The organism is Halorubellus sp. JP-L1, from assembly GCF_011440375.1.
Lineage (GTDB): Archaea > Halobacteriota > Halobacteria > Halobacteriales > Natrialbaceae > Halorubellus.
In genome coordinates this window covers 976,504-996,314 of record NZ_JAAOIR010000002.1, presented here as the reverse complement: position 1 = coordinate 996,314, position 19,811 = coordinate 976,504, and the positions used below count along the sequence as shown (strand labels likewise).

Below are 19,811 nucleotides of genomic sequence, written 5' to 3'. Positions count from 1 at the left end.
CGTTTACTCCGATTCCAGTGAATACTACTCGCGGCGTTCGACCGGAGTGCCGGCCCGGTCGTCGGACGGCCTGCTCGACGTGCCGTCCGGGACGGCCAGGGGCGGTTACTGGCGGGTGCGCGCTCGGTACTGCCAGGTCCGCACCTGGGACAGGCCGACGTCGAGTTCGGCCGCGAGTCGACGAGAGTCCGCCGCGACGAGGTCGTCGACGTCGTGGACGCCGAGTGCGCCGAGGTGTGCGGCGGTCGGCACGTCGAGGCCGTCGACGCCCTCGAACGCCGCCGCACACGAGCGCGCCTCGACGAGCGCTGCAGAGGCGTCCGCCACCCGCGCTGCGTCGTCGACGAGCCGATTCGGGTCGTCGCCGCGGTCAGTTCCCTCGACGCTCGCACGAATCCAGTCGCGTTCGCCGTCGGTGAGCGCGTCGAGGGATTCCGCGCGCGCCGCGAGGGGATGCCGGCCGCCGAGCGTCGCCTCGTCGCCGGCCGCGTAGTCGTTCGCTGTCATCTCTCCGTCCCAGTAGACGTCGTCGAAGACCGTTAGTATGCGCCGCCTCCCGTCTCGAGCGGTCGGCGTCGTCGAAGCACAACCTCCCCATACGGTCGTTCAGGCGACGCCTAGCGAGACGACGCCGGAAGCTGATTCGAGGACTCGCACTCGTCGCGATCGAAACGTCACAGTCGTCGCGATCGAAAGGCCACAGTCGTAGCCATCGACGCAGGTGCCTTCGATGCTCGCGCGCACCGTCGCGCAGTCAGTCGGCTCGGTCGCGCGCCTGGAACCGCCACGTCCGCACCGCCATCACGTTCAGGTCGAGGAGGTCGGCGACGAGGCCCGCGTCCGCGAAGGAGAGCTGGCGGACCGACGTCACGCCGACGTCCGCGAGCCGTTGCGCGTCCGCCGGCCCGACGCCGGAGACGGCGGTGACCGGCGTCGGGCGGTCGTGGTCCGCCCAGATGTCCTCGGGTTCGCGCTCCACGGGGTCGTACTCGGGGACGCCCATCTCCTCCCAGTCGCTCGCGCTCGCCGCCACCCAGTCGCGCTCGCCGTCCTGGAGGCCCGTCACCTCGTCCGAGCGGTCCTCGATGCCCTCGCCGAACGTCGTCGAGTACGGGAGCGAGAACTCGCGGCGGAGCGCCGTCGCGGTCTCGCGACCGATTCCGGCCGCGAGCAGGTCGCGGTAACTCACCGCGCGCTCGCGGACGTCCACCGCAGCGATGTCCGCGTCGGCCAACGCATCGGCCCCGTCCTCGTCCACCCCGGGGAGTGCGGTCCGGTCGGCCGCGGCGTCCCCACCCTTGCACTCCGTTTCCTCGCTTGCCACGTTGTCCAATCCAGCACCGCCCGATGCTTCAATCTTTTTCGTAACTCCGCCGTCACGTCCGGAACTCCCGTAGCGATTTCGTACTGCGGTTTCGATACGACGGGTCCCCTGGGTCGGGAGGTGCGGCCGATGGTTCAAATGCGGGAACGCGGAAGGGTCGAGGATTCGAATGGACCGCAATCGACGAACGGACGAGACGGACGAAGCGGCGAGAGAGTCCAACGAAGCAGCGACACACTCGATGGTCGACGACGGCCTGCGTCGGAGGGACGTCCTGAAGACAGCGGGAACCACGGGAGTGCTCGCGAGTCTCGCGACCACGACGGCTTCGGGGGCGGCTCCGACGCGCGAGCGGGGAGAGTACAGCTATCGCGGGACTCGCAGCATCGAGTACGAGCCCGTTCGCGGCGGGTTCGAGTACGTCGAGCGCTTCGAGAGCGACGAACTCCGGTCGGTCGTCGGTCGGCGCGTCGTCGTCCTCGACGAGGGACGCGTCGAGCGACGGGACCTCCCGGTGCGGTACCGCGACCGCCGTGGTCCGTTTACGGTCGAGTTCGAGGACACGGCGTACCTGGCGTCTCTCGACGAGTGGGCGGCCCAGGAGGCAGAGACGAGACGTCGCGTCCGGTCGACGGCCGAGGCCCCCGTGCCGTCGATCGAGACGCTGCCGCTGTACTCGTACGCGTCGGCGTCCGGTGGCATCGCGGAGCGGACCGGGCCGATCAGCGTCGTCTGGGACACGTTCCGCGACGCCGGCCAGATCCAGTACGAGATGCAGCACCTCGACGTCTGGTCGGGCGAGTGCTGGTGTTCGGCACTCCCGAGCAAGGACCGGTTCGTCGTCCTCGACGACGGGTCGGCGCCCGCACAGCACGCCGGGTTCGCGAAGGGAACGGGCTACCTGGGCGCGCAGTGGCACGCACGCCTCTGGGACCTCCCGGACGGTCGCGTCGTCGCCCAACCCCACTACGACGTCGCGGACCACTGCTTCGGGCTGGAGTGCGACTTCCGGTTCGACGAGGCTCGGGCGACCGTCGCCGAGTCCTTCGCGTCGAACGTGGGAGATTACGGCGTGGACGCGAAGTGGTCCGGGAACGGGAGCGGCTACGGGGGCGACGAGAGCGCCGACGGCTGGACAAAAGTTATAACGCGGAACTGATAGGTATCGGCCATGAACGCCGTCGCGGACTTCGATGGTGCCCGGCGGGACGACCTGTTCCGCGTCGCAGTCGCGACGTCACTGGGCGTCGTCGGTCTCTACGTCGCGGTCGTCGCCACCGGAGCGCTGCTACACGGGTCGGTGTCGCGTCCGAGCGGCGACGTGGTGTTGGTCCTGTTCGGTCTGTACGCGTTCCTGCTGGGAGCGTGGTGCGGTGTCAGGGGACTGTCGGACGCGGGCACGGTGGTCGTCAGCGGCAGTTACATCGTCGGGATACTCGTCGTGCTGCCGGTGGCCGAGTACGTGGAGCCGAACGGGTCCCTAGACGACCCGAACCTCCCGTTGTTGGCCGTCCTGCTCGTCATGGTACTGGGAGTGGTCCAGGCGATCTCGTACGTCGGGTACCTGGTCGGCGGCGTCCTCGCGGACTGACAGCGGCAGTCTCGTCGGACGCCGACGGTCGGCGCCACGCTCCGCGTGGCGGACACCTGCAGCGACCGAACCTCACACATTTTTACTGCCGTTCGGAGAACCACGAGGCATGGTACACGCACTCGGCGAGATCGATCGCGTCGGCGTCGTCGGCGCCGGCACGATGGGGAGCGGGATCGCACAGGTGGCGGCGCAGGCGGGCTACGACGTGACGATGCGGGACATCGAGCGCGAGTTCGTCGAGAACGGGTTCGACACGATCGAGGACAGCCTCGACCGGTTCGTCTCCCGCGACAGCATCAGCGTCGACGAGAAGACGGCGATCCTCGATCGCGTCGAGGGAACGACGGCGCTCGACGATCTCGGGGACTGCGACGTCGTCGTCGAGGCGGCCCTCGAGGACATGGACGTGAAACAGGACATCTTCGGGGACCTCGCCGAGATCGTCGACGACGAGTGCCTGCTCGCGACGAACACGTCGACGCTCTCGATCACGACGATCGCGAGCGCGATCGACAGCGAAGCGCGCGTCGTCGGCTTGCACTTCATGAATCCCGTACCGGTCATGGAGGGGGTCGAGATCGTCGAGGGCGAGAAGAGCAGTAAAGAGGCGCTCGAGGTCGCGCACGCGTTCGCGGAGGACCTCGGGAAGACGACGTGGGAGTCCGACGACAAGCCGGGGTTCGTCGCGAACCGCATCCTGATGCCGTGGATCAACGAGGGCATCCGCGCGTTCGACGAGGGCGTCGCGACGAAGGAGGACATCGACACGGGGATGGAACTCGGAACGAACGTCCCGATGGGGCCGCTGACGCTCGCGGACCACATCGGCCTCGACATCTGCCTGCACGCGAGCGAGACGCTCCACGAGGAGCTCGGCGACCGCTACAAGCCCGCGTACCTCCTGAAGCGGAAGGTCGACGCCGGCGACCTCGGGAAGAAGACCGGCGAGGGCTTCTACGAGTACGAGTAGCGGCCGACTTCGGGCGGTTTGCGCGCGTGAGGAGACTTCAGGCCGCGTTTCACCTAGGCACGCATTCATGTCGAAGCACATAGAATACGAGTGCATGAGTCGAACCTCGGTCTCCCTCCTCGTCGTCGTCGCCGTCGCGGTCCTCGCCGGGGTCGCGGCCGTGCCCGCGCCGACTTCCGGCGCGCATCCGCCCGTCCCGCTCTGCGGTGGCTGCACGGGTGGGTTCGAGAATGCAGCCGACGCGCACGGCGCGGACGCGACGGTGACCGGGAGCGAACTCGACGTCCAGTTCCACGCGAACGGGACGGCGACCGGCGAGGCGAGGGTTCGCGTCGACGAGCGCGCGGCCGACCGGTTCCACGAGAACGCGTCGCTGCTCGACGCCGTGGCTCGCGACGCGTTCGCGACGCCCGAGCGCTCGGAGCCCTCCCACCGGGCCGACTCGGCCGTGATTCGCGACGTCGAGCGCGTGGACGCCAGCATCGACGACCGGACCGTGACGGTCCGGTTCGCGCTCCCGGACGTCTCCAGCGACGGTTACGGTGGCGTCGTCTACACGGACCGCTTCGTGCGGAATTCGACAGTCGGCGGCATCGACGTCGCGGTCGACAGAGCGACGATGACTGGCCCGGAGGGCTCGGTGCTGGTGCGCTCTCCCCACGGCTGGGGCGAAGACGAGATCGTCCTCGAACCGGGTTCGAACGCGCAGTACACGAGCTACGGCGGGTACGTGGCGTGGGCGGAACGCGGCGGCGTCGGTGGAGCCCTCGGCGGTGAACTGGCGGCGTTCGCGTCCATCTGGACTGCGGAGGCGAGCACTGAGCTCCCGGCCGCGGCGGCGACGGCGTGGGTGGCGAGCGTGCTCGCCGGCGCGCTGGCGGGCCTGCTCGTACTCTCCGGGCCGACGGTCGGTCGGGTGCTCGGGTCGCTCGCGGCGGACGCGCGCTGGCTCGCGGTCGGGTACGCGCTCGCGACCGTCGGCTGTCTCGCGGCGACCGTCCTCGGGTTACTCTGGCTGCGCGAGGACTGGCTGGCGCTCGCGTTCCTCGGCGTCGCTCCGGGCACGACCGTGGCCGCGGGCGCGACCGCGGTCCTCGCCGTCGCCGACGGGCCACCGGGCCGCAGCGCGGTCACGTCGCGCGTCCCGACGGTGGCGTTCTACGCGCTACCGGTCTTCGGCGTGCTCGCGGTCGCGGCGGCCGTCGCCGCGCCCGAACTCGCCTCGCTCGCCGTGGCGTCGGCGAGCGTCCCGCTCGTGGGCGTGCTCGGCCTCGCCAGCGCTCGCGGCGTCGCGCCCGCGGCCGGGGTCGCGGCGACGTTCGCGCTTGCACCGCTCGCGTTCGCGTTCCCGCTGCTCTCGCCGTCGATGATCGGGACGCCGTCGCCGATCGCCTGGGTGGTCGTCGTCGCCGCGCTCGGCGCACCGCTGTTCGCGCTCGGTCGCCGCGCAGGAACGACCCCACGGGAGCCACCTCGGGGCGTCGCCGCCGACACCGACGAGGACGTCGACGCCGGTCTCGAAGACGACCGCGACGCCGACGACTCCGCGACCGCGAACTAACGGTCGTCAGCGCGCTCCGCGGCCGCGAACTAACGGTCGTTAGCGCGCTCCGCGGCCGACAGGTAACCGGCCCGCTCTGCGAGCAACAGCGGCGTGAGCGTCCACCCGGTCGCGTCGGGCGCGGTCGCGGTCGCGAGCGCGTCCTCGGGTGGAACGACGTGGACGTCGAGGAACTCGTCGTCGTCCGGGTCCGCGCCGTCGTCGGTCGGTTCGACGTCGGTCGCGACGGCGACGCCGCGGCGGACGCGCGCGACGCCCATCGGACGGTACGTCTGGACGACGTCGACCTTCTGACTCGCTACCCGGTACCCGGTCTCCTCGCGGAGTTCCCGGCGGGCGGCGGCAGCGAAGGACTCGCCCTCGCGGACGCCGCCCGCGGGACACTCCACGCAGGTCTCGCCGAACGTCGGCCGGTACTGCTCGACGAGCACCACGTCGCCGTCGGGCGTCAGCGCCACCACGGCGACCGCTTCCGGCGTGTCTTCGTCGCCCGCGTCGACGAACGCGTGCTCGTCGTGGACGCCGTCGGGGCGCCGGACGCCCTCGCGGACGAGCGCGAGCGATCCCGCGGTCGCGACGCGCTCGGCGTCGTCCTCGTGTTCCCACTCGTCGACCATACCGCGAGTCCGAGTGGTGCGGACAAGACACTTATCCTCGCGTTCGGATGCTCCAGACATGCAACCCGGCCGTCCCGCCCTCCCTGTCGCGCTCGCGGTACTCGCGGTATTGTCCGTCCTCGCACCGCTCGCGGCCGTCCCCGCCGCGGCGAGCACGCCACCCGAACCCGTGTGCCCGGTGTGCGCGCTCGACCGCGGGTACGCGAACGACGCCACGGACGTCGAACTGAAGGTGACCCGCAGCACGGTCGAGATGCGCGTCCGCGATGACGGCAGCGCACGATTCCGGGCGCGCGTCGCGGTCGACGACGCGACCGCGGACGCACTCGCGGACAACCGGAGCGCGGTCGACGCCGTGGTCGCCGAGGCCTTCGAGTACCGCTACGTCGGTCACGAGCACGGGGCGCGGAACGTCACGGCGACGTTCGCCGACGGGGAACTCGTCGTCGGCTGGACGATCCCCGACGCGGCCCGCGACGGCCCCGGTGGGACGACGCTCGTGACGCTGTTCGGCGAGCCGAACGACGGCATCACGCTGCACGCGGACCGTCTCGAACTCTACGGCCCCGAGGGAAGCAGCGTCGCGAATCGCCCGCAGACCGGCGTCGTCGAGGAGTACGCGGCCGACGCAGACGGGTCGCGAGACGGCGAGCGCGTCGCCTGGAACGGCGACGCCGACTACGAGTCGCGCGCGCACCTCGACGACGGGACGTACGTCGCGTTCGCGCCGAACGACGACGTCCTCGCGCGAGCGAACGCCGAACTCTCGGTCGCGCTCGCGGTCGGCCCGACGATGCTCTCGGACGCGCTCGTCGCCGGCGGCCCGAGCGCGGTCGTCCTCGCCGTCATCCTCGGCGCGTGCCTGTTCGTCCTCGGCGGGAGTGCGCGCCCCGAGCGGGACGCGTCCGTCCTCGCGGCGCTCGGGGGCGTCGTCGTCCTCGGCGGCGGCCTGTACGCGCTCGTCGGGGGGTACGGGCCACTCTCGACGCGGAACTTCGAACTGCTCGCACTCCCCGCGGGCATCGCCGCCTTCGGCGTGCTGTCGGCGCGTGCGCCGGCCGTCGCGAACCTCCGCGAGGCCGCGCTCCGGGTCGCCGCGACCGTCGGCGTCGGCGGCGGCGTCGCGTTCGCGCTCTCCACGTCGTTCCTCTCGGTGATGGCCGCGATCGTCGCGGTCGCCGTCGGCGGGTTCTACCTCGTCGGCGTCTACGACCAGCGCGTCGGCTGGCCAGTCGCCGCCGTCACCGCGCTCGTCCTCGCGACCCCCGTCCTGGGCGTCCTCCCGTCGACGCCCGTCGGCGGGTTCGGGCCGGGGTTCGTCGGCTTCCTGCTGACGCCGATGGCGCTCGTCGCAGCGCTCCTCGGCGTCGTCGCGTACCGGATCGGTGCCGGGAACACCGTCGCCGGCGACCGCGTCGTCGACGCACGGACGACCGCGTGACGCAGTCGACGCGATCGTGCGGCCCCGCCGCGCGTCCGCGGCGAGGCTCGACCGCGAGAATCAGTAGTGCCGAGCGTACGTGAGGTAGCCGGTGTGGCCGACGCCGCCCGTCGACGGCCGCGACCCCCGGTCGTCGAAGTCCATCGGGCGCTGGATGGTCTCCTCGGTTCGAACGTCCTGTAGCCCGACATCGCGTGCGGCCGCGACGGCTTCTCGGGTCTGCTCGACGAACGGCGAGTACACCGCGACGAACCCGCCGTACCGGAGGACGTCGGGCGCGCGCTCGACGACCTCGTTCGCGTCGCCGGTGTCGAGCGTGAGGACGTCGAACGCCTCGTCGACGTGCTCGTCGAGGTGCTCGGTGAGGTCGCCCGTGCGGACGTCCACGGCGTCGTCGACGCCGGCGAGTCGCATGTTCTCGCGTGCGACGTCGGCGAACTCGGGGTCGCGCTCGTACGTCGTGACGTTCGCGCCCATCCGGCCGAGGTACGCGGAGAGGACGCCCGTGCCGGTGCCGGCGTCGAGCACCTCGTCGCCGGCCGCGACGCCGGTCTCGCCGACGATCAGGCCGACGTCCCGTGGCATCATCGGCGCGCCGGTGCGCTCGAAGTGCTCGAAGAGGTCCGGGCCGCGGAGCGGTCGCACCGTGAACGCTTCGCCGAGATGCGTCTCGAGGACGTCGCCGTGCTCGACGTCCTCGGGGACGTCGAGCACGCCGAGGTCGGTGTGGAGTTCGTCCCCGGGCGCCCGCAGGTACTCGCGGTCGCCGTGGACGAGCAGGACGCTCACTCTTCGAGCGCGGAGACGGCCGCGGCGAGGTCGCCGTCGTTCGCCTCGAGGGCCTCGCGAGCCTGGTCCTCGGGGACGCCGGCGCGCATCGCGACCAGTTCCACGTCGTCGTCCGGGATGCCGCCGTCGCCACCGTCGGAATCGACTGCTCCGGCAGCAGCGTCGCCGTCGCCGGACTCGATCGCGCTCGCGTCGCCGCTCCCTACCTCGCGCGAGTCGGGCGAGCCGACGACCTGGTAGGTCTCCTGACCGCGCGCGTCCATCTTCGTCACTTGCGCGTCCGAGAAGTACAGCTCCTCGTCCGCCGTTCGGATGATGACCTCCTCGACGTCGAGTTCGTCGACGTCGATGCCCATCTGCTTCATCATCTGCTGCATCTTGCGCGGATTCATGCCGCCGCCGCCTCCTCCAAACATACCCGTGAATGCACCGTCGACCAGCAAAAGGGTGACGAACGTTCCGCTCGCCCGATTGTTGGTGCATCCACCAACAATATTTTATCCGTGGAGACCGAACCAACACCGGGGATGGCCCCAGATGACGTCGAGGTATCGACGATCCTCGACCGCCGCTACGACTTCGGGACCGGCGTCGTCCGAATCCGCGTGCTTCGCGTCCCCGAGTCGGAGAAGTTCCCGGACGGCGTCAAGTACGCGTTCCACTACGGCGAGAAAGGCGGCGACGATCCACACATCCGGTACGACAACCACCACGGGACCCACGAACGACACGAGGGCGATCGCGTCGAGGAAGTCCGATTCACGGGCTACGAGGCGCTCCTCGAACGCTTTCGACGGGAGATTCCAGTCGCGCTCGACCCGTGACCCCCCGACCGAACCACGCAGTCCAAATCCACGGTGACGACACGATGACCCACGATACGCTCACGATCCGCATCGAATCGCCCGACGAGTTCTTCGACGACGTGGAGACGGACCTGCGTCAACTCGACCGCGGGAACGGACCCGAAGCGAAGCGTACGCTCTCGCTCCCCGACGAGGCGGCGCTCTCGCGCGTCCTGAACACGAAGAACGTCGAACTCCTGCGGACCATCGCGACCGAATCGCCCGCGAGCGTCCGAGAGCTCTCCCGTCTCGTCGACCGCGACGTCAAGAACGTCTCCACGGCAGTGAACGAACTCGAATCGCTCGGCTTGCTCGACCTCGAACCCGACGGGCGTGCGAAGCGCCCGACAGTCTGGTACGACGGGATCGACGTCGAGCTCCGCCTGCATTCCGACGAGACCGACGACGGCTCGGCCGGTGCAGTCTCGTAGGTATCCGTTACGAGCGTGAAGATCGACGCGAAAGCAGCGAGCGAGAACCGTCGAGACGCCCCAACTCGGTCAGTCGTCGGCGCCGTCGCGGACCTGGACGGCCATCCCGGCGTCGAAGTCGAGCATCGCGCTGGCGGGGAGTTCCGCGCGGCCGACGGCGAGGACGTCGCCCGATTCCTCGTGGACGACCGCGACCTCGTCGTAGGGCCGTATCTGGGGGTCGGCGTCGCCGACGAACTTCGCGAAGACGTTCTTGCCGTCGCGGACGAACGGTTCGCTCTCGTCGCCGACGACGACGCGGTACGCGCCGTCGTCGAGGCCGTCGACGAGCCTGCGGCCGGCTTCGATGCCGAGCGTGTACCGGCCGTCGGTGCCGAGCGTGACGAGGCGGCCGTCGTCGACGGCGACCTGCTCGATGCGGCCGCTGGACGTGCGCTTGACGTCGTACGCCTCGCCCCCAGGGAAGAGCGCGTCTCCGGCGCCGGCACCGAACTGGTACGTGGCGACGGTCCGGGCGTGAGCGACGTCCTCGAAGGCGTCCGTGGTCATGGACCTGGGTTCGCGGTGGGCTGGTGAAAGCGTGTCGAACGCGACCGCGCCTGCGTCCCGCCGGACCGACCGAACTATCACGGTCGATCACGCCACCCACCCGACGCGGTATGTGAAGCGGTACCATATTTCTCACCTAGTTGCGTAGAGAAAGATATAACCTACGAGCGCCCCTTCTACACTGTACGCATGGACACGCAAAAGGTCGCACTCGGAGCGCTCCTGCTCGTCGCGAGCACGGCCGCGCTCTTCGCACTCAGCCCGCAGAACAGCACGATCCCCCTCGTCGTCGGTGCCGTAGCCTCCCTCACGATGGCCGCCGGCGCGCTCCTCGTCGGCGCCTCCGGCGAAGGCCGCCCGGTCTAACCACCTCGCTGTTCCTGCGGCCCGGACCTCTCTCTTCCGACGGTTTCCGCAACTCTCGTTCTCGTATTCTTTCCGTCACGAAGGAGCCGAATGACGCGTCGGCGGTGACCCGTCGCCGCTCGCGTCCTCAGAGGAGGAACGTCTCGTGGCGCTCCTCGAGGTCGATGAACTCGTCGACGGCCTCGACGAGGTCCTCGCTCGTCGACGTCTGGAACCCCATCGCCTCGACGCGCACGCCCTCGTGCCGGAGGTGCGAACAGAGCCGCGAGAAGTCGCCGTCGCCCGTGCAGAGCACGACCGTGTCGACGTGGTCCGCGAGCGTGACGGCGTCGAGACTCATCCCGACGTCCCAGTCGGCCTTCTTCGAGCCGTCCGCGAACGTCTTGATGTCCTTGATCTTCGTCTCGAACCCAATGTCGACGAGCGCGTCGAAGAACGACTCCTCCTCCTCGTGGTCCGCGCGGATCACGTACGCGATGGCGCGCGTCAGCGTCCGATCCTGGACGGCCTTCTCCAGGAGCGCGGAGTAGTCGATGTTCCGCGTGTACTTCGACTGCGCGGTGTGGTAGAGGTTCTGCGAGTCCGCGAGGACCGCGACTCGCTGGCCCGGATGAATGTCGGTCATACTCGGGCATGCGTCCGTCTCCGTGAAGGGTCTTGCTACCGACCCCGTCCTCCTCGCCAACGACGCCCTCATAAGCCATGCGTCAACTAGAACCACGGTACTGGTCGCGAGCACGGGCACGTTCTGCGAGCGACACAAGCATTATACCTCTCGGACCCCCTGGACACTGGTAATGCGGACCGCCACGTCTCGACCGGCACGCTTCCGGCCCGAGAGTGGCACACCTCGTTTTACATTCGGTAAACGGACGCAATAGCTGCTCGTAGCGGGCCTGGCACCCCCGTTCCGGGCGATCCCGACGGTTCGAATCGCGTCCGAGACCACGAGAATCCGACAGCGTACCCCATCCAACATGACACACGACATCGACCTTCGCGGCGTTCACCCCGCACTCACCACACCCATGACCACGGACGGCAGCATCGACTTCCAGACCCTCCGCGAGAACGCCCAGCGCGTCGAGGCCGCCGGCGTCGACGGCGTCGTCCCCGTCGGCTCCACCGGCGAGTCCGCGACGCTCAGTCACGACGAACACGTCGAGGTCGTCGAAGCGGTCGTCGACGCGGTCGACGACGTCCCCGTCATCGCGGGCGCCGGGTCGAACAACACGCGAGAGGCGCTCGACCTCGGTCAGCGCTCGGTCGACGCCGGCGCGGACGCGCTCCTCCTCATCTCGCCGTACTACAACAAGCCCGAGCAGCGCGGCCTCCGCTCGCACTACGAGACGCTCGCCGACGAGATCGACGCCCCCCAGATCGTCTACAACGTGCCCTCGCGGACCGGCCGCAACATCGAGCCGGATACCGCGGTCGCGCTCGCCGACCACGAGAACGTCGTCGGGTTCAAGGCCGCCTCCGGCGACCTCGGGCAGATCACGGAGATAATCGAACGCACGCGCGACGACGACTTCGCGGTGCTCTCCGGCGACGACGCGCTCACGCTCCCCATCCTCTCGATCGGCGGCCACGGGACGATCTCGGTCGTCGCGAACGTCGAACCGGAGCGGACGACCGCGATGGTCGGCGCGGCGCTGGCCGGCGACTACGAGACCGCGCGCGACATCCACCACGAGCTCGGCGACCTGACGCGCGCGCTGTTCTGGGAGACGAACCCGATCCCCGTCAAGGAGGCGATGCACGTCCGCGGCCACCACGGCCCGACGCTCCGATCGCCGCTCTCCCGGCTCGCGGACGAGTACCGCGACGACCTCGAGGCCGTCCTCGACGACCTCGACGAATATACGCAGCACTCGGACCACGACCGGCTCGCGGAGGTGGACTCCTGATGCGCGTCGCGGTCACGGGCGCGACCGGGCGGACGGGCGGCGAGGTGCTCGAGGCGGCCGTCGACCGCGACGTCGACGTCGCGTTCGCGACGGCGCGGAACCCGCCAGCGTCGCCGATCGCGGGCGTCGACGTGGCCGCGAGCGACGACTTCGCGTCGCTGCTGGCGACCCACGAACCGAACGTCGTCGTGGACTTCACGGGGCCCGAGTCGACCGTCGAGTACGCCGAGGCGTGCGCGGCGGCCGGCGTCGCGTTCGTCACCGGCACGACGGGCCTGAGCGACGACCAGCAGGCGGCGCTCGACGCGGCGGCGGACGAGGTTCCGGTCCTGCAGGCGGCGAACTTCGCGCGCGGCGTCCAGGCGCTCCTTGGGGTCGTCGGGGACGCGGTCGCCGCACTGCCGGGGTACGACGTGGAACTCGTCGAGGCGCATCACAACGGGAAGCGGGACGCGCCGAGCGGGACCGCCGTGGCGATGCTCGACGCGGTCGACGCCGCACGCGAGGACCACGGTATCGACGCGGGCGCCGCGAGCGGCGAGCGCGTCCACGGCCGCGAGGGCGAGTCTCGCCGCGAACCTGGCGAGGTCGGCGTGCACTCGCTGCGCGCCGGCGACGTCCCGGGGGAACACGAACTCGTCATCGCGGGGAACCACGAGGAACTGCGCCTCCAGCACCGCGCGACCGACCGCGGCGTGTTCGCCGCCGGCGCGCTCGACGCCGCCGAGTGGCTATCGAGCCGGGACGCGGGCTGGTACGAGTTCGCGGACGTCGTCGCGGTCGACGACGACAGGCCGGGCGTCGGCGACCCCGACGATCCCGCAGATATCGTCGGTACCGACGGCGGTCAAGTACCCGTAGACGCAGGTGACGAGCAATGAGTCTGGACGCAGACGTCGCCGACCTCTGGGCGGCACACGAGGCCGGCGAACTGGACGCGGACGCCGAGCACGTCCACGACGTCCTCCACGAGTTCCTCGGCGCGCTCGAGTCGGGCGAGGTCCGCGCCGCGGAACCGACCGGGAGCGGCGACGGCGCGGACGGTGGCCGTGCTGACGCGTGGGAAGCCAACGAGTGGGTGAAGCAAGGCATCCTCCTCGTGTTCGCGACCCACGGCATCGACCAGTACGAGTACGGGGGCGTCACCTACAACGACGTCCTCCCCCTCCAGGATACGAGCGACTACGGCCAGCGTGGGTCGCGGAACACGCCCGACGGCACCGTCGTCCGGGCCGGCGCGCACGTCGGCGCGGACTGCATCCTGATGTCGCCGTCGTTCGTGAACATCGGCGCGCACGTCGGCGACGGCACGCTCGTCGACTCCTGCGACACCGTCGGCAGTTGCGCGCAGATCGGGGCGGACGTGAAGCTCGGCGCGAACGCGCTGATCGGTGGCGTGCTCGAACCCGTCGAGGGAACGCCGGTCGTCGTGGAGGACGGCGTCTCCCTCGGCGCGGGCTGTCGCGTGACGTCCGGGTTCGTCGTCGGCGAGAATTCGGTCGTCGGCGAGAACACCCTTCTCACGCCGCGCATCCCCGTCTACGACCTCGTCGACGACGAGGTTTACTACGGCGAGTTACCCGCGAACCGGCGCGCGTTCCAGCGGTACGTCGAATCGAGCGTGAGCGACGAGGACCTGATACCTGGCAGCGCCTACAAGCCCGCGGTCGTCGCGACGTCGCTGGAAGCGGAGACGCTGGAGGCGACCGAGCGCGAGGAGGTGCTCCGGGAATGACCGACCAGTCCGCGGGGCGTTCGGCACTCGACGGCGGCCCGGCGGTCCGCCGGCTCGCGGACTGGGACGCCGAGGCCCTGCTCGCGCTCCGCGAGCAGTACGGCAGTCCGCTGTACGTCCTCGACCTCGACCGCGTCCGCGAGAACTACCGGCGGCTCGACGCGGCGTTCCCGGACGCGGACGTCCACTACGCGGCGAAGGCGAACGCGCTCGGTCGTCTCCTCGACGTCCTGCACGACGCCGGCGCGGGCGTGGAGTGCGCGAGCGCCGGCGAGGTCGTGCGCGCGCTCGACGCCGGGGTCCCCGGCGACCGCGTGCACTACACTGCCGTGAACCCGCCAGCGCCCGACCTCGACACCGTCGTCGAGCTCTGGACGGACGGTGTCGCCGCGGACCTCACCGTCACCGCGGGCGCCGAGGACACCGTCGCGCGCCTCGCGAACCGCGGGTACGACGGGCGGTTCTGCGTGCGCGTCAACCCCGGCGTCGGCGCGGGCCACCACGAGAAGGTCCGGACTGGCGCCGACGCGAAGTTCGGTGTCCCGATCGAGCGCGCGCTCGACGTCGCACGCACCGCCCGCGCCGCGGGCATGGACGTCGTCGGCGTGCACGCCCACGCCGGCTCCGGCATCCAGGACGCCGAGGACCTCGACGCGCACCGCGAGATGGTCGCGCGCGTCGGCGACGTCGCCCGCGACCTCGACGCCGAGTTCGACCTCGAGTTCGTGGACGTCGGCGGCGGCTTCGGCGTTCCCTACCGCGAGACCGACGGCGCGCTGGACCTCGACGCGGTCTCGGACGCCACCCGCGATGCGCTCGGCGACGTCGACGCCGAGCTCGTCGTCGAACCCGGGCGCTACCTCGTCGCCGACGCCGGCGTCCTCCTCGCCGACGTCAACACCGTCAAGCAGACCGCGGAGACGACCGTCGTCGGCGTCGACGCCGGCATGACGACGCTCGCCCGACCCGCGATCTACGGCGCGTACCACGCGCTCCGGAACGTTAGCGCCGACGGTGAAGACTCGGGCACCGACGAACCCTCGTCGGCAGCCGAGGCCGATACGGCGACGCGAGTGGGTGACGGTCGCGGCGAGGTGCGTGCGACCGTCACCGGCCCCATCTGCGAGAGCGCGGACGTGTTCGCCGAGGACCGTCCGCTTCCCGAGCCGCGTCGCGGCGACGTCCTCGCGCTCGGGAACGCCGGCGCGTACGGCTACGAGATGGCGAGCAACTACAACTCCCGACCCCGGCCCGCGAGCGTCGTGCTCGCGGACGACGATGCGACGCTCGCGCGACGACGCGAACCACTGAGCGACCTGACGACTCTAGAACTATGACCGGACAGCAAACTGATCGAGAGCGGACCGACCTTCACCGACAGACGAACGCGGTACAGCACGCCCTTCGAGTAGAACCATGACCGGACACGGCACCGTCGACTACCGGAAGTACAACGGCACCGGCAACGACTTCGTCGTCGTGGACGCGGACGAGTACGTCCCCGACCGGGCGGCGTTCGCGACCCGGCACTGCGATCGTACAGACGGTGTCGGCGCCGACGGCGTGCTGTTCCTCGCGCTCGAGGCCCGCTTCGACCCGCCGCGGGTCGTGATGACGCTCGTCCAGCCCGACGGCTCGACGGCCGCGATGTGCGGGAACGGCGCGCGCGTCGCCGCGGAGTGGGCGATGGAGCGCACGGGCGCGGACGAGGTCATGATCGACACGCAGGCCGGGACGCGGCACGCGCGCCGCGACGGCGACGAAGTGAGTATCGAGATGGGCGAACCGCGCTTCGAGCCGGAGGTCGTCCCGCTCTCGGAGGCGTACGACGAACCGATGCTCGCCGAGGACCTCGAGGGCTACGCGGTCACGGGCGTGAACACGGGCGTGCCGCACGCGGTCGGCTTCGTCGAGGACGTCGCCGACGTCGACATCGACGAGGTCGCGCCACCCATCCGGAGCCACGAGGCGTTTCCCGAGGGCGCGAACGTCACGTTTGCGTCCCGGCGCGACGACGGCGGGTTCGACCAGCGGACGTACGAGCGCGGCGTCGAGGGCGAGACGGCGTCCTGTGGGACGGGCGCGGTCGCGATCGCCGCGGCGGCGCGCGTCCACGAGCGCATCGACGACGACGTCGTGCGCGTGTCGCCGCCGGGCGGCGACCTCGTCGTGTCGTTCCCCGAGAACGGGGCGCCGACGTTGACGGGGCCGGTCGTCCACGAGTTCGACGGCGAGGCGACGGCGTCCATCGAACGCGTGGAACCGAAGGCGTGACCCAGAGCCAGTTCGACCCGGTCTCCTTCCTGGCGTCGCTCGCGGCGTTCGAGACGCACGAGTCCGTAGAGGACGCGAGGGCCTTCCTCGTGGACGCGCTCGTCGAGCGCGGCGTGGACGCGACCGTCGACGACGCCGGGAACGTCCTCGCGACCGCGGGCGACCGGGACGCTGGTCCGCACGTCGTCCTGAACACGCACGTCGACACGGTACCGCCGGACGTCCCGTTCGAGCGCGACGGCGACGTCCTCCGCGGCCGTGGCACGTGCGACGCCGGCGGCCCGATGGCGGCGCTGGTCGCGGGGTTCCTCGCCGCCCACGCCCGCGACGCGGAAGCTGAAAACGGGGGAGACGGCCCGGGGGGCGCGGTGACGCTCGCGGTGACGCCCGACGAGGAGACGCTGAGCGAGGGCGCGCATCACCTCGTCGCGGGCGGACCCGACGGTGGTCCGGTCCCCGCGATCGCGGACGCGGACGCGTTCGTCGTCGGCGAACCGACCGACCTCGCCGCGTGCACGGCGGCGAAGGGCCGGTTCCAGGGAACGCTCTCGCTCGGTGGCGAGAACGCGCACGCGGCGGAGCCCGAGTCTGGCACGAACGCCGTCGCGGCGCTCGAAGACGCACTCGCGGCGATCCGGACGTTCGACGACCGCACGGACGCGCCACCCGTCCACGACCAGCTCGGTGCGGCGACGCTCGCGCCCACGGTCGTCGACGGCGGCACGGCGACGAACCAGGTGCCCGCGCAGGCGTCGGTCGTCCTCGACCGGCGGTCCGTACCGCCCGAGACCGCCGACGGATTCCGCGCGGCACTCCTGGAGCACGTGCGCGAGCACGTCGCGGCCGAGGTGGGCGTCGACTTCGCGTTCACCGACAGGGAGACACCGTTCCTCGAAGCGTGGGCGACCGACCCGGACGCCGCAGTGGTCGACGCGCTCGTCGACGCCGGCGCGAGCGACCCGCGACCGTTCGGTGCAGCGACGGAGGCGTCGTACTTCGCCGCGCTCGCGCCCACCGTCGTCTTCGGACCGGGCGTCCTCGCGGACGACGACGGCGCGGTCGCGCACTCCCCGCGCGAGTACGTCCGCGCGAGCGACGTCGAGGAGGCAGCGCGCGTCGTCGAACGAGCGCTCCTGTCGCTCCTCGACGCCTGAAGACCACCTGAAGAAGCCACCTCACTCGTCGTCGCGCCCGTCCATCGGCGCGAGTGCGTCCGTCGACCCGCCCTCGGACGACTCGTCGTCCTCGACGTCCGCACTCTCCTCGTCCGCGCCCTCGCCGTCCGCACTCTCCTCGTCCGCTCCGGTCGGCGCTATCGTGGACCCGAGCGACTTCATCGACCGCGTGATGCCGCGGCCACCGCGGCGCGCGAGGTGCGCCGTCATCTGGCCGAGCTCCCAGACCGGGTCGCCGTTCGCCTCGCGAGCGCGCTCGTCTCGCGCTCGCGTCGACTCGTCGACCGTCTGCGTCTCCACGATCTCGACGTCCGCGCTCGACGCCGACCCGGGCGAACGCCCGCCGTTCGCGGCCGCGGTCGCACTCCCGTCACTTGTCGCGTTCGCGTCCGCGCTCTCCGCCGCGTCGGCCTCCGCCTCAAGTGCCTCGATGCGAGCTTCGAGTTCGGCGATGCGGTCGTTCTTCGCGGCGAGTTCCTCCCGTAGCGCCTCGACGTCGTCCGACGCCGGGTCGTCGCCGGCCTCGAACGCGTCGAGTATCTTCTCGTCGACGGACTGGAGCGACGGCCGGTCGACGTCCTCGAGGCCCGGCGTCGCGCCCGCGTCGAACGTGCGCTTCCGGCGGAACCGGATGCGCTGGAGGTCGTCGTTCCAGTCCGCCTGCAGGAGCGCCTCGCCGTCGTCGAGGTCTTCGACGATCTCCGCGTACTCCTTCCCGAGGAGGTCCGCGACGAGGTCGGTGTCGTTCTTCCACGTGAGGCGGTGCCAGACGAGCCAGTCGCACTGCGTGATGAAGTCCTTGTCCACGGCTGCGGGGCGCTGCGAGAGCCCGCAGAGGCCGAGGCCGCGCTTCCGGCCGCGCTTGGCGATCCGGAGGAGCGCGTCGCCCGCCTCGTCGAGTCCGCGCCCCTGCGGGAGGTACTCGTGGACCTCCTCGACGAGCAGGAGGAACGGCTTCCGGTGCTCGGCCTCCCTCGCGAATAGCTGCTTCGCGAGCGCCGTCACGGTATCCCGCGCGTCCGCCTCCTCGAGGTAGCCCGAGCAGTCGAGGATGACGGGGACGTTCTCCCCGAGCGCGAGCGTCGCGAGCGTCCCCGCGTCCTCGGGGCCGACCTGGACGTCGCATCGCTCGCCGGCACCCGCGTGCAGGAGCTCGTACTCCTCCTTCAGGCCGTAGTACTCGCCGTCCGTATCGACGATGCACAGCGATAGCCCGCAGTCCAGCAGTTCCTCGGCGAACACGCTCGCCGTGTTCGACTTCCCGGCACCGGACTTGCCCGTGACGAACCCGCGACCGCCGAGGACGTCCATCAACGGGACGGTCTCGCCGTCCGCACCCACCTCGATCTCGTCGGGGACGCCACTCATTCTCACAGGACGTAACGAGGCGGCGCGTATGGGTCTTGTGCCCCGCGAGGCGCCGTTCGGTTCGAAAACGATGGTCGAACGCGCAGGAAGGCTTTTGTATCGTGCACCGGACGCCGAACCATGGACGTCCCGGTGCCGTCGAGTCGACGGACGCGCGCGATGCTCGCGGTCGGTGCGAGCACCGTCCTCCTGACGGCGTGCTTCGTCGGCGTGTTGGCGCTCGTCCGCGGGGAGATCGCTGGATTCGGCGACCGACTCCCCATCTACGCGGTCGCGATGGGGGTGGCGTTCGTCGGCGCACTCCTGCGGGCGGAGCAACGGTACGGGCCGGACGCGCCCGGTCCGGGTGCGGCCGACGGCGGCGGGTTCGGTGGCGGCGCGATTCTCACGACCGCGCTCGGCGTCGCCGTCGCGACCGTCGTACTCGTGTCGTTCGCCGGCGAAGGCGTCGTGTACGCGGTGCAGTCGCCGGGCGAGGTGCTGACGTCGACGCTACTGCTGTACTTCGTCGCCGCCGGCCTGATCGCGACCGGCCTCGGCTACTGGGGGCTCAGGCACTGGCGCGAGTTCGCGACCGGACCGTCGTAGCCGCGACTCGGATCCCGCCGGATCGACCCGGTTCGACCGCTGGAGGACGAGAACTTCTGGGTCGGTCCGCTCGATGGTCCCAGAGCGACGTCACTCGTCGTCGAAGAGTACGAGCGGTGCGTTCGTGCGTGCTCCGATGGTCGTCGTCGGCTTCCTCGCAGTGTTCGACGTCGACGAGTCATCGCACTCCGCGCCCCTCCACATCGAGTTCGATCTGGTGGATCACACGCAGTTTGCTTTCGAAAGCTCGCAATCGCGGGCGTGTATTTGTATC

Annotated in this window: 23 protein-coding genes; 15 read left to right on the top strand and 8 right to left on the bottom strand. The window is 70.6% G+C overall.

Features of this window, described 5'->3' with window-relative positions; translation table 11 throughout:
* Positions 1-105: 105 nt before the first annotated feature.
* A complete protein-coding gene (locus G9C85_RS13555; protein ID WP_166040811.1) occupies positions 106-507 on the bottom strand; it encodes a hypothetical protein in 402 nt (133 codons plus the stop codon).
* A gap of 247 nt (positions 508-754) precedes the next feature.
* Entirely contained in the window at positions 755-1,324 is a 570-nt protein-coding gene (locus G9C85_RS19265) for a helix-hairpin-helix domain-containing protein (RefSeq protein WP_166040809.1), read from the bottom strand.
* 169 nt (positions 1,325-1,493) lie between these two features.
* On the opposite strand from G9C85_RS19265, the gene G9C85_RS13545 reads away from it, so the two are divergent.
* From G9C85_RS13545 to G9C85_RS13530, 4 genes are all read left to right on the top strand, one after another.
* Entirely contained in the window at positions 1,494-2,483 is a 990-nt protein-coding gene (locus G9C85_RS13545; protein ID WP_166040807.1) for a hypothetical protein, read from the top strand.
* 12 nt (positions 2,484-2,495) lie between these two features.
* Positions 2,496-2,915, top strand: a complete 420-nt coding sequence (locus G9C85_RS13540; protein ID WP_166040805.1) for a hypothetical protein — start codon at positions 2,496-2,498, stop codon at positions 2,913-2,915.
* A 109-nt stretch (positions 2,916-3,024) separates the two neighbouring features.
* On the top strand, positions 3,025-3,888 hold the full coding sequence (locus tag G9C85_RS13535) for a 3-hydroxyacyl-CoA dehydrogenase family protein (protein WP_166040803.1): 864 nt from the start codon (positions 3,025-3,027) through the stop codon (positions 3,886-3,888).
* 94 nt (positions 3,889-3,982) lie between these two features.
* Positions 3,983-5,449: a hypothetical protein gene (locus G9C85_RS13530; protein ID WP_166040801.1), complete on the top strand. Its 1,467-nt coding sequence runs from the start codon at positions 3,983-3,985 to the stop codon at positions 5,447-5,449.
* Between the two features lie 29 nt (positions 5,450-5,478).
* On the opposite strand, the gene G9C85_RS13525 is transcribed toward G9C85_RS13530, so the two are convergent.
* Positions 5,479-6,066 (bottom strand): NUDIX hydrolase, encoded by a 588-nt coding sequence (locus tag G9C85_RS13525; RefSeq protein ID WP_166040799.1) that lies wholly within the window; start codon positions 6,064-6,066, stop codon positions 5,479-5,481.
* Positions 6,067-6,124: 58 nt separating this feature from the next.
* On the opposite strand from G9C85_RS13525, the gene G9C85_RS13520 reads away from it, so the two are divergent.
* Complete coding sequence (locus G9C85_RS13520; RefSeq protein WP_166040797.1) at positions 6,125-7,507, top strand: hypothetical protein; 1,383 nt, start codon at positions 6,125-6,127, stop codon at positions 7,505-7,507.
* Between the two features lie 60 nt (positions 7,508-7,567).
* On the opposite strand, the gene G9C85_RS18955 is transcribed toward G9C85_RS13520, so the two are convergent.
* Together G9C85_RS18955 and G9C85_RS18950 are read right to left on the bottom strand one after the other, a co-directional pair.
* Positions 7,568-8,296, bottom strand: a complete 729-nt coding sequence (locus G9C85_RS18955) for a methyltransferase domain-containing protein (RefSeq protein ID WP_369680815.1) — start codon at positions 8,294-8,296, stop codon at positions 7,568-7,570.
* Positions 8,293-8,712 carry a nascent polypeptide-associated complex protein gene (locus tag G9C85_RS18950; RefSeq protein WP_240148870.1) on the bottom strand — a complete coding sequence of 140 codons (420 nt, stop codon included), beginning with the start codon at positions 8,710-8,712 and terminating at the stop codon, positions 8,293-8,295. Before G9C85_RS18950 ends, G9C85_RS18955 begins: the two co-directional genes overlap by 4 nt.
* Before the next feature lie 111 nt (positions 8,713-8,823).
* Here G9C85_RS18950 and G9C85_RS13510 point away from each other — a divergent pair, with 111 nt between their 5' ends.
* Positions 8,824-9,120 carry a DUF6516 family protein gene (locus G9C85_RS13510; RefSeq protein WP_166040792.1) on the top strand — a complete coding sequence of 99 codons (297 nt, stop codon included), beginning with the start codon at positions 8,824-8,826 and terminating at the stop codon, positions 9,118-9,120.
* A 44-nt stretch (positions 9,121-9,164) separates the two neighbouring features.
* Complete coding sequence (locus G9C85_RS13505) at positions 9,165-9,572, top strand: MarR family transcriptional regulator (protein WP_166040790.1); 408 nt, start codon at positions 9,165-9,167, stop codon at positions 9,570-9,572.
* A 69-nt stretch (positions 9,573-9,641) separates the two neighbouring features.
* On the opposite strand, the gene G9C85_RS13500 is transcribed toward G9C85_RS13505, so the two are convergent.
* Positions 9,642-10,121: a PUA domain-containing protein gene (locus G9C85_RS13500; protein ID WP_166040788.1), complete on the bottom strand. Its 480-nt coding sequence runs from the start codon at positions 10,119-10,121 to the stop codon at positions 9,642-9,644.
* Positions 10,122-10,310: 189 nt separating this feature from the next.
* On the opposite strand from G9C85_RS13500, the gene G9C85_RS13495 reads away from it, so the two are divergent.
* Complete coding sequence (locus G9C85_RS13495) at positions 10,311-10,487, top strand: hypothetical protein (protein ID WP_166040786.1); 177 nt, start codon at positions 10,311-10,313, stop codon at positions 10,485-10,487.
* Positions 10,488-10,614: 127 nt separating this feature from the next.
* Here G9C85_RS13495 and G9C85_RS13490 read toward each other — a convergent pair whose 3' ends face one another.
* Positions 10,615-11,112 carry an NYN domain-containing protein gene (locus tag G9C85_RS13490; RefSeq protein ID WP_166040784.1) on the bottom strand — a complete coding sequence of 166 codons (498 nt, stop codon included), beginning with the start codon at positions 11,110-11,112 and terminating at the stop codon, positions 10,615-10,617.
* A 352-nt stretch (positions 11,113-11,464) separates the two neighbouring features.
* On the opposite strand from G9C85_RS13490, the gene dapA reads away from it, so the two are divergent.
* From dapA to G9C85_RS13460, 6 genes are all read left to right on the top strand, one after another.
* On the top strand, positions 11,465-12,397 hold the full coding sequence (gene dapA, locus G9C85_RS13485) for a 4-hydroxy-tetrahydrodipicolinate synthase (protein ID WP_166040782.1): 933 nt from the start codon (positions 11,465-11,467) through the stop codon (positions 12,395-12,397).
* Positions 12,397-13,278, top strand: coding sequence for a 4-hydroxy-tetrahydrodipicolinate reductase (gene dapB / locus G9C85_RS13480; protein ID WP_166040780.1), 882 nt, complete (start codon positions 12,397-12,399; stop codon positions 13,276-13,278). The genes dapA and dapB overlap by 1 nt, the downstream gene beginning before the upstream one ends.
* Complete coding sequence (locus tag G9C85_RS13475) at positions 13,275-14,132, top strand: 2,3,4,5-tetrahydropyridine-2,6-dicarboxylate N-succinyltransferase (RefSeq protein ID WP_166040778.1); 858 nt, start codon at positions 13,275-13,277, stop codon at positions 14,130-14,132. The genes dapB and G9C85_RS13475 overlap by 4 nt, the downstream gene beginning before the upstream one ends.
* A complete protein-coding gene (lysA, locus tag G9C85_RS13470; RefSeq protein ID WP_166040776.1) occupies positions 14,129-15,469 on the top strand; it encodes a diaminopimelate decarboxylase in 1,341 nt (446 codons plus the stop codon). The genes G9C85_RS13475 and lysA overlap by 4 nt, the downstream gene beginning before the upstream one ends.
* 79 nt (positions 15,470-15,548) lie before the next feature.
* Positions 15,549-16,406 (top strand): diaminopimelate epimerase, encoded by an 858-nt coding sequence (gene dapF, locus G9C85_RS13465; protein WP_166040774.1) that lies wholly within the window; start codon positions 15,549-15,551, stop codon positions 16,404-16,406.
* Entirely contained in the window at positions 16,403-17,560 is a 1,158-nt protein-coding gene (locus G9C85_RS13460) for a M20/M25/M40 family metallo-hydrolase (RefSeq protein WP_166040772.1), read from the top strand. Before dapF ends, G9C85_RS13460 begins: the two co-directional genes overlap by 4 nt.
* A 21-nt stretch (positions 17,561-17,581) precedes the next feature.
* On the opposite strand, the gene G9C85_RS13455 is transcribed toward G9C85_RS13460, so the two are convergent.
* Entirely contained in the window at positions 17,582-18,949 is a 1,368-nt protein-coding gene (locus G9C85_RS13455) for an ATP-binding protein (RefSeq protein WP_166040770.1), read from the bottom strand.
* A gap of 120 nt (positions 18,950-19,069) precedes the next feature.
* On the opposite strand from G9C85_RS13455, the gene G9C85_RS13450 reads away from it, so the two are divergent.
* Positions 19,070-19,537, top strand: a complete 468-nt coding sequence (locus G9C85_RS13450; RefSeq protein ID WP_166040768.1) for a hypothetical protein — start codon at positions 19,070-19,072, stop codon at positions 19,535-19,537.
* Positions 19,538-19,811: the final 274 nt, after the last annotated feature.

Coding starts and splice junctions, on each gene's coding strand:
- G9C85_RS13455 (WP_166040770.1), bottom strand. CDS start 18,949: ATGAGTGGCGTCCCCGACGAGATCGAGGTGGGTGCGGACGGCGAGACC.
- G9C85_RS13505 (WP_166040790.1), top strand. CDS start 9,165: ATGACCCACGATACGCTCACGATCCGCATCGAATCGCCCGACGAGTTC.
- G9C85_RS13525 (WP_166040799.1), bottom strand. CDS start 6,066: ATGGTCGACGAGTGGGAACACGAGGACGACGCCGAGCGCGTCGCGACC.
- G9C85_RS13520 (WP_166040797.1), top strand. CDS start 6,125: ATGCAACCCGGCCGTCCCGCCCTCCCTGTCGCGCTCGCGGTACTCGCG.
- G9C85_RS18950 (WP_240148870.1), bottom strand. CDS start 8,712: ATGTTTGGAGGAGGCGGCGGCGGCATGAATCCGCGCAAGATGCAGCAG.
- G9C85_RS13495 (WP_166040786.1), top strand. CDS start 10,311: ATGGACACGCAAAAGGTCGCACTCGGAGCGCTCCTGCTCGTCGCGAGC.
- G9C85_RS13555 (WP_166040811.1), bottom strand. CDS start 507: ATGACAGCGAACGACTACGCGGCCGGCGACGAGGCGACGCTCGGCGGC.
- G9C85_RS13490 (WP_166040784.1), bottom strand. CDS start 11,112: ATGACCGACATTCATCCGGGCCAGCGAGTCGCGGTCCTCGCGGACTCG.
- G9C85_RS13500 (WP_166040788.1), bottom strand. CDS start 10,121: ATGACCACGGACGCCTTCGAGGACGTCGCTCACGCCCGGACCGTCGCC.
- G9C85_RS13475 (WP_166040778.1), top strand. CDS start 13,275: ATGAGTCTGGACGCAGACGTCGCCGACCTCTGGGCGGCACACGAGGCC.
- lysA (WP_166040776.1), top strand. CDS start 14,129: ATGACCGACCAGTCCGCGGGGCGTTCGGCACTCGACGGCGGCCCGGCG.
- G9C85_RS13535 (WP_166040803.1), top strand. CDS start 3,025: ATGGTACACGCACTCGGCGAGATCGATCGCGTCGGCGTCGTCGGCGCC.
- dapB (WP_166040780.1), top strand. CDS start 12,397: ATGCGCGTCGCGGTCACGGGCGCGACCGGGCGGACGGGCGGCGAGGTG.
- dapA (WP_166040782.1), top strand. CDS start 11,465: ATGACACACGACATCGACCTTCGCGGCGTTCACCCCGCACTCACCACA.
- G9C85_RS13450 (WP_166040768.1), top strand. CDS start 19,070: ATGGACGTCCCGGTGCCGTCGAGTCGACGGACGCGCGCGATGCTCGCG.
- G9C85_RS13530 (WP_166040801.1), top strand. CDS start 3,983: ATGAGTCGAACCTCGGTCTCCCTCCTCGTCGTCGTCGCCGTCGCGGTC.
- G9C85_RS13545 (WP_166040807.1), top strand. CDS start 1,494: ATGGACCGCAATCGACGAACGGACGAGACGGACGAAGCGGCGAGAGAG.
- G9C85_RS13510 (WP_166040792.1), top strand. CDS start 8,824: ATGGCCCCAGATGACGTCGAGGTATCGACGATCCTCGACCGCCGCTAC.
- dapF (WP_166040774.1), top strand. CDS start 15,549: ATGACCGGACACGGCACCGTCGACTACCGGAAGTACAACGGCACCGGC.
- G9C85_RS13540 (WP_166040805.1), top strand. CDS start 2,496: ATGAACGCCGTCGCGGACTTCGATGGTGCCCGGCGGGACGACCTGTTC.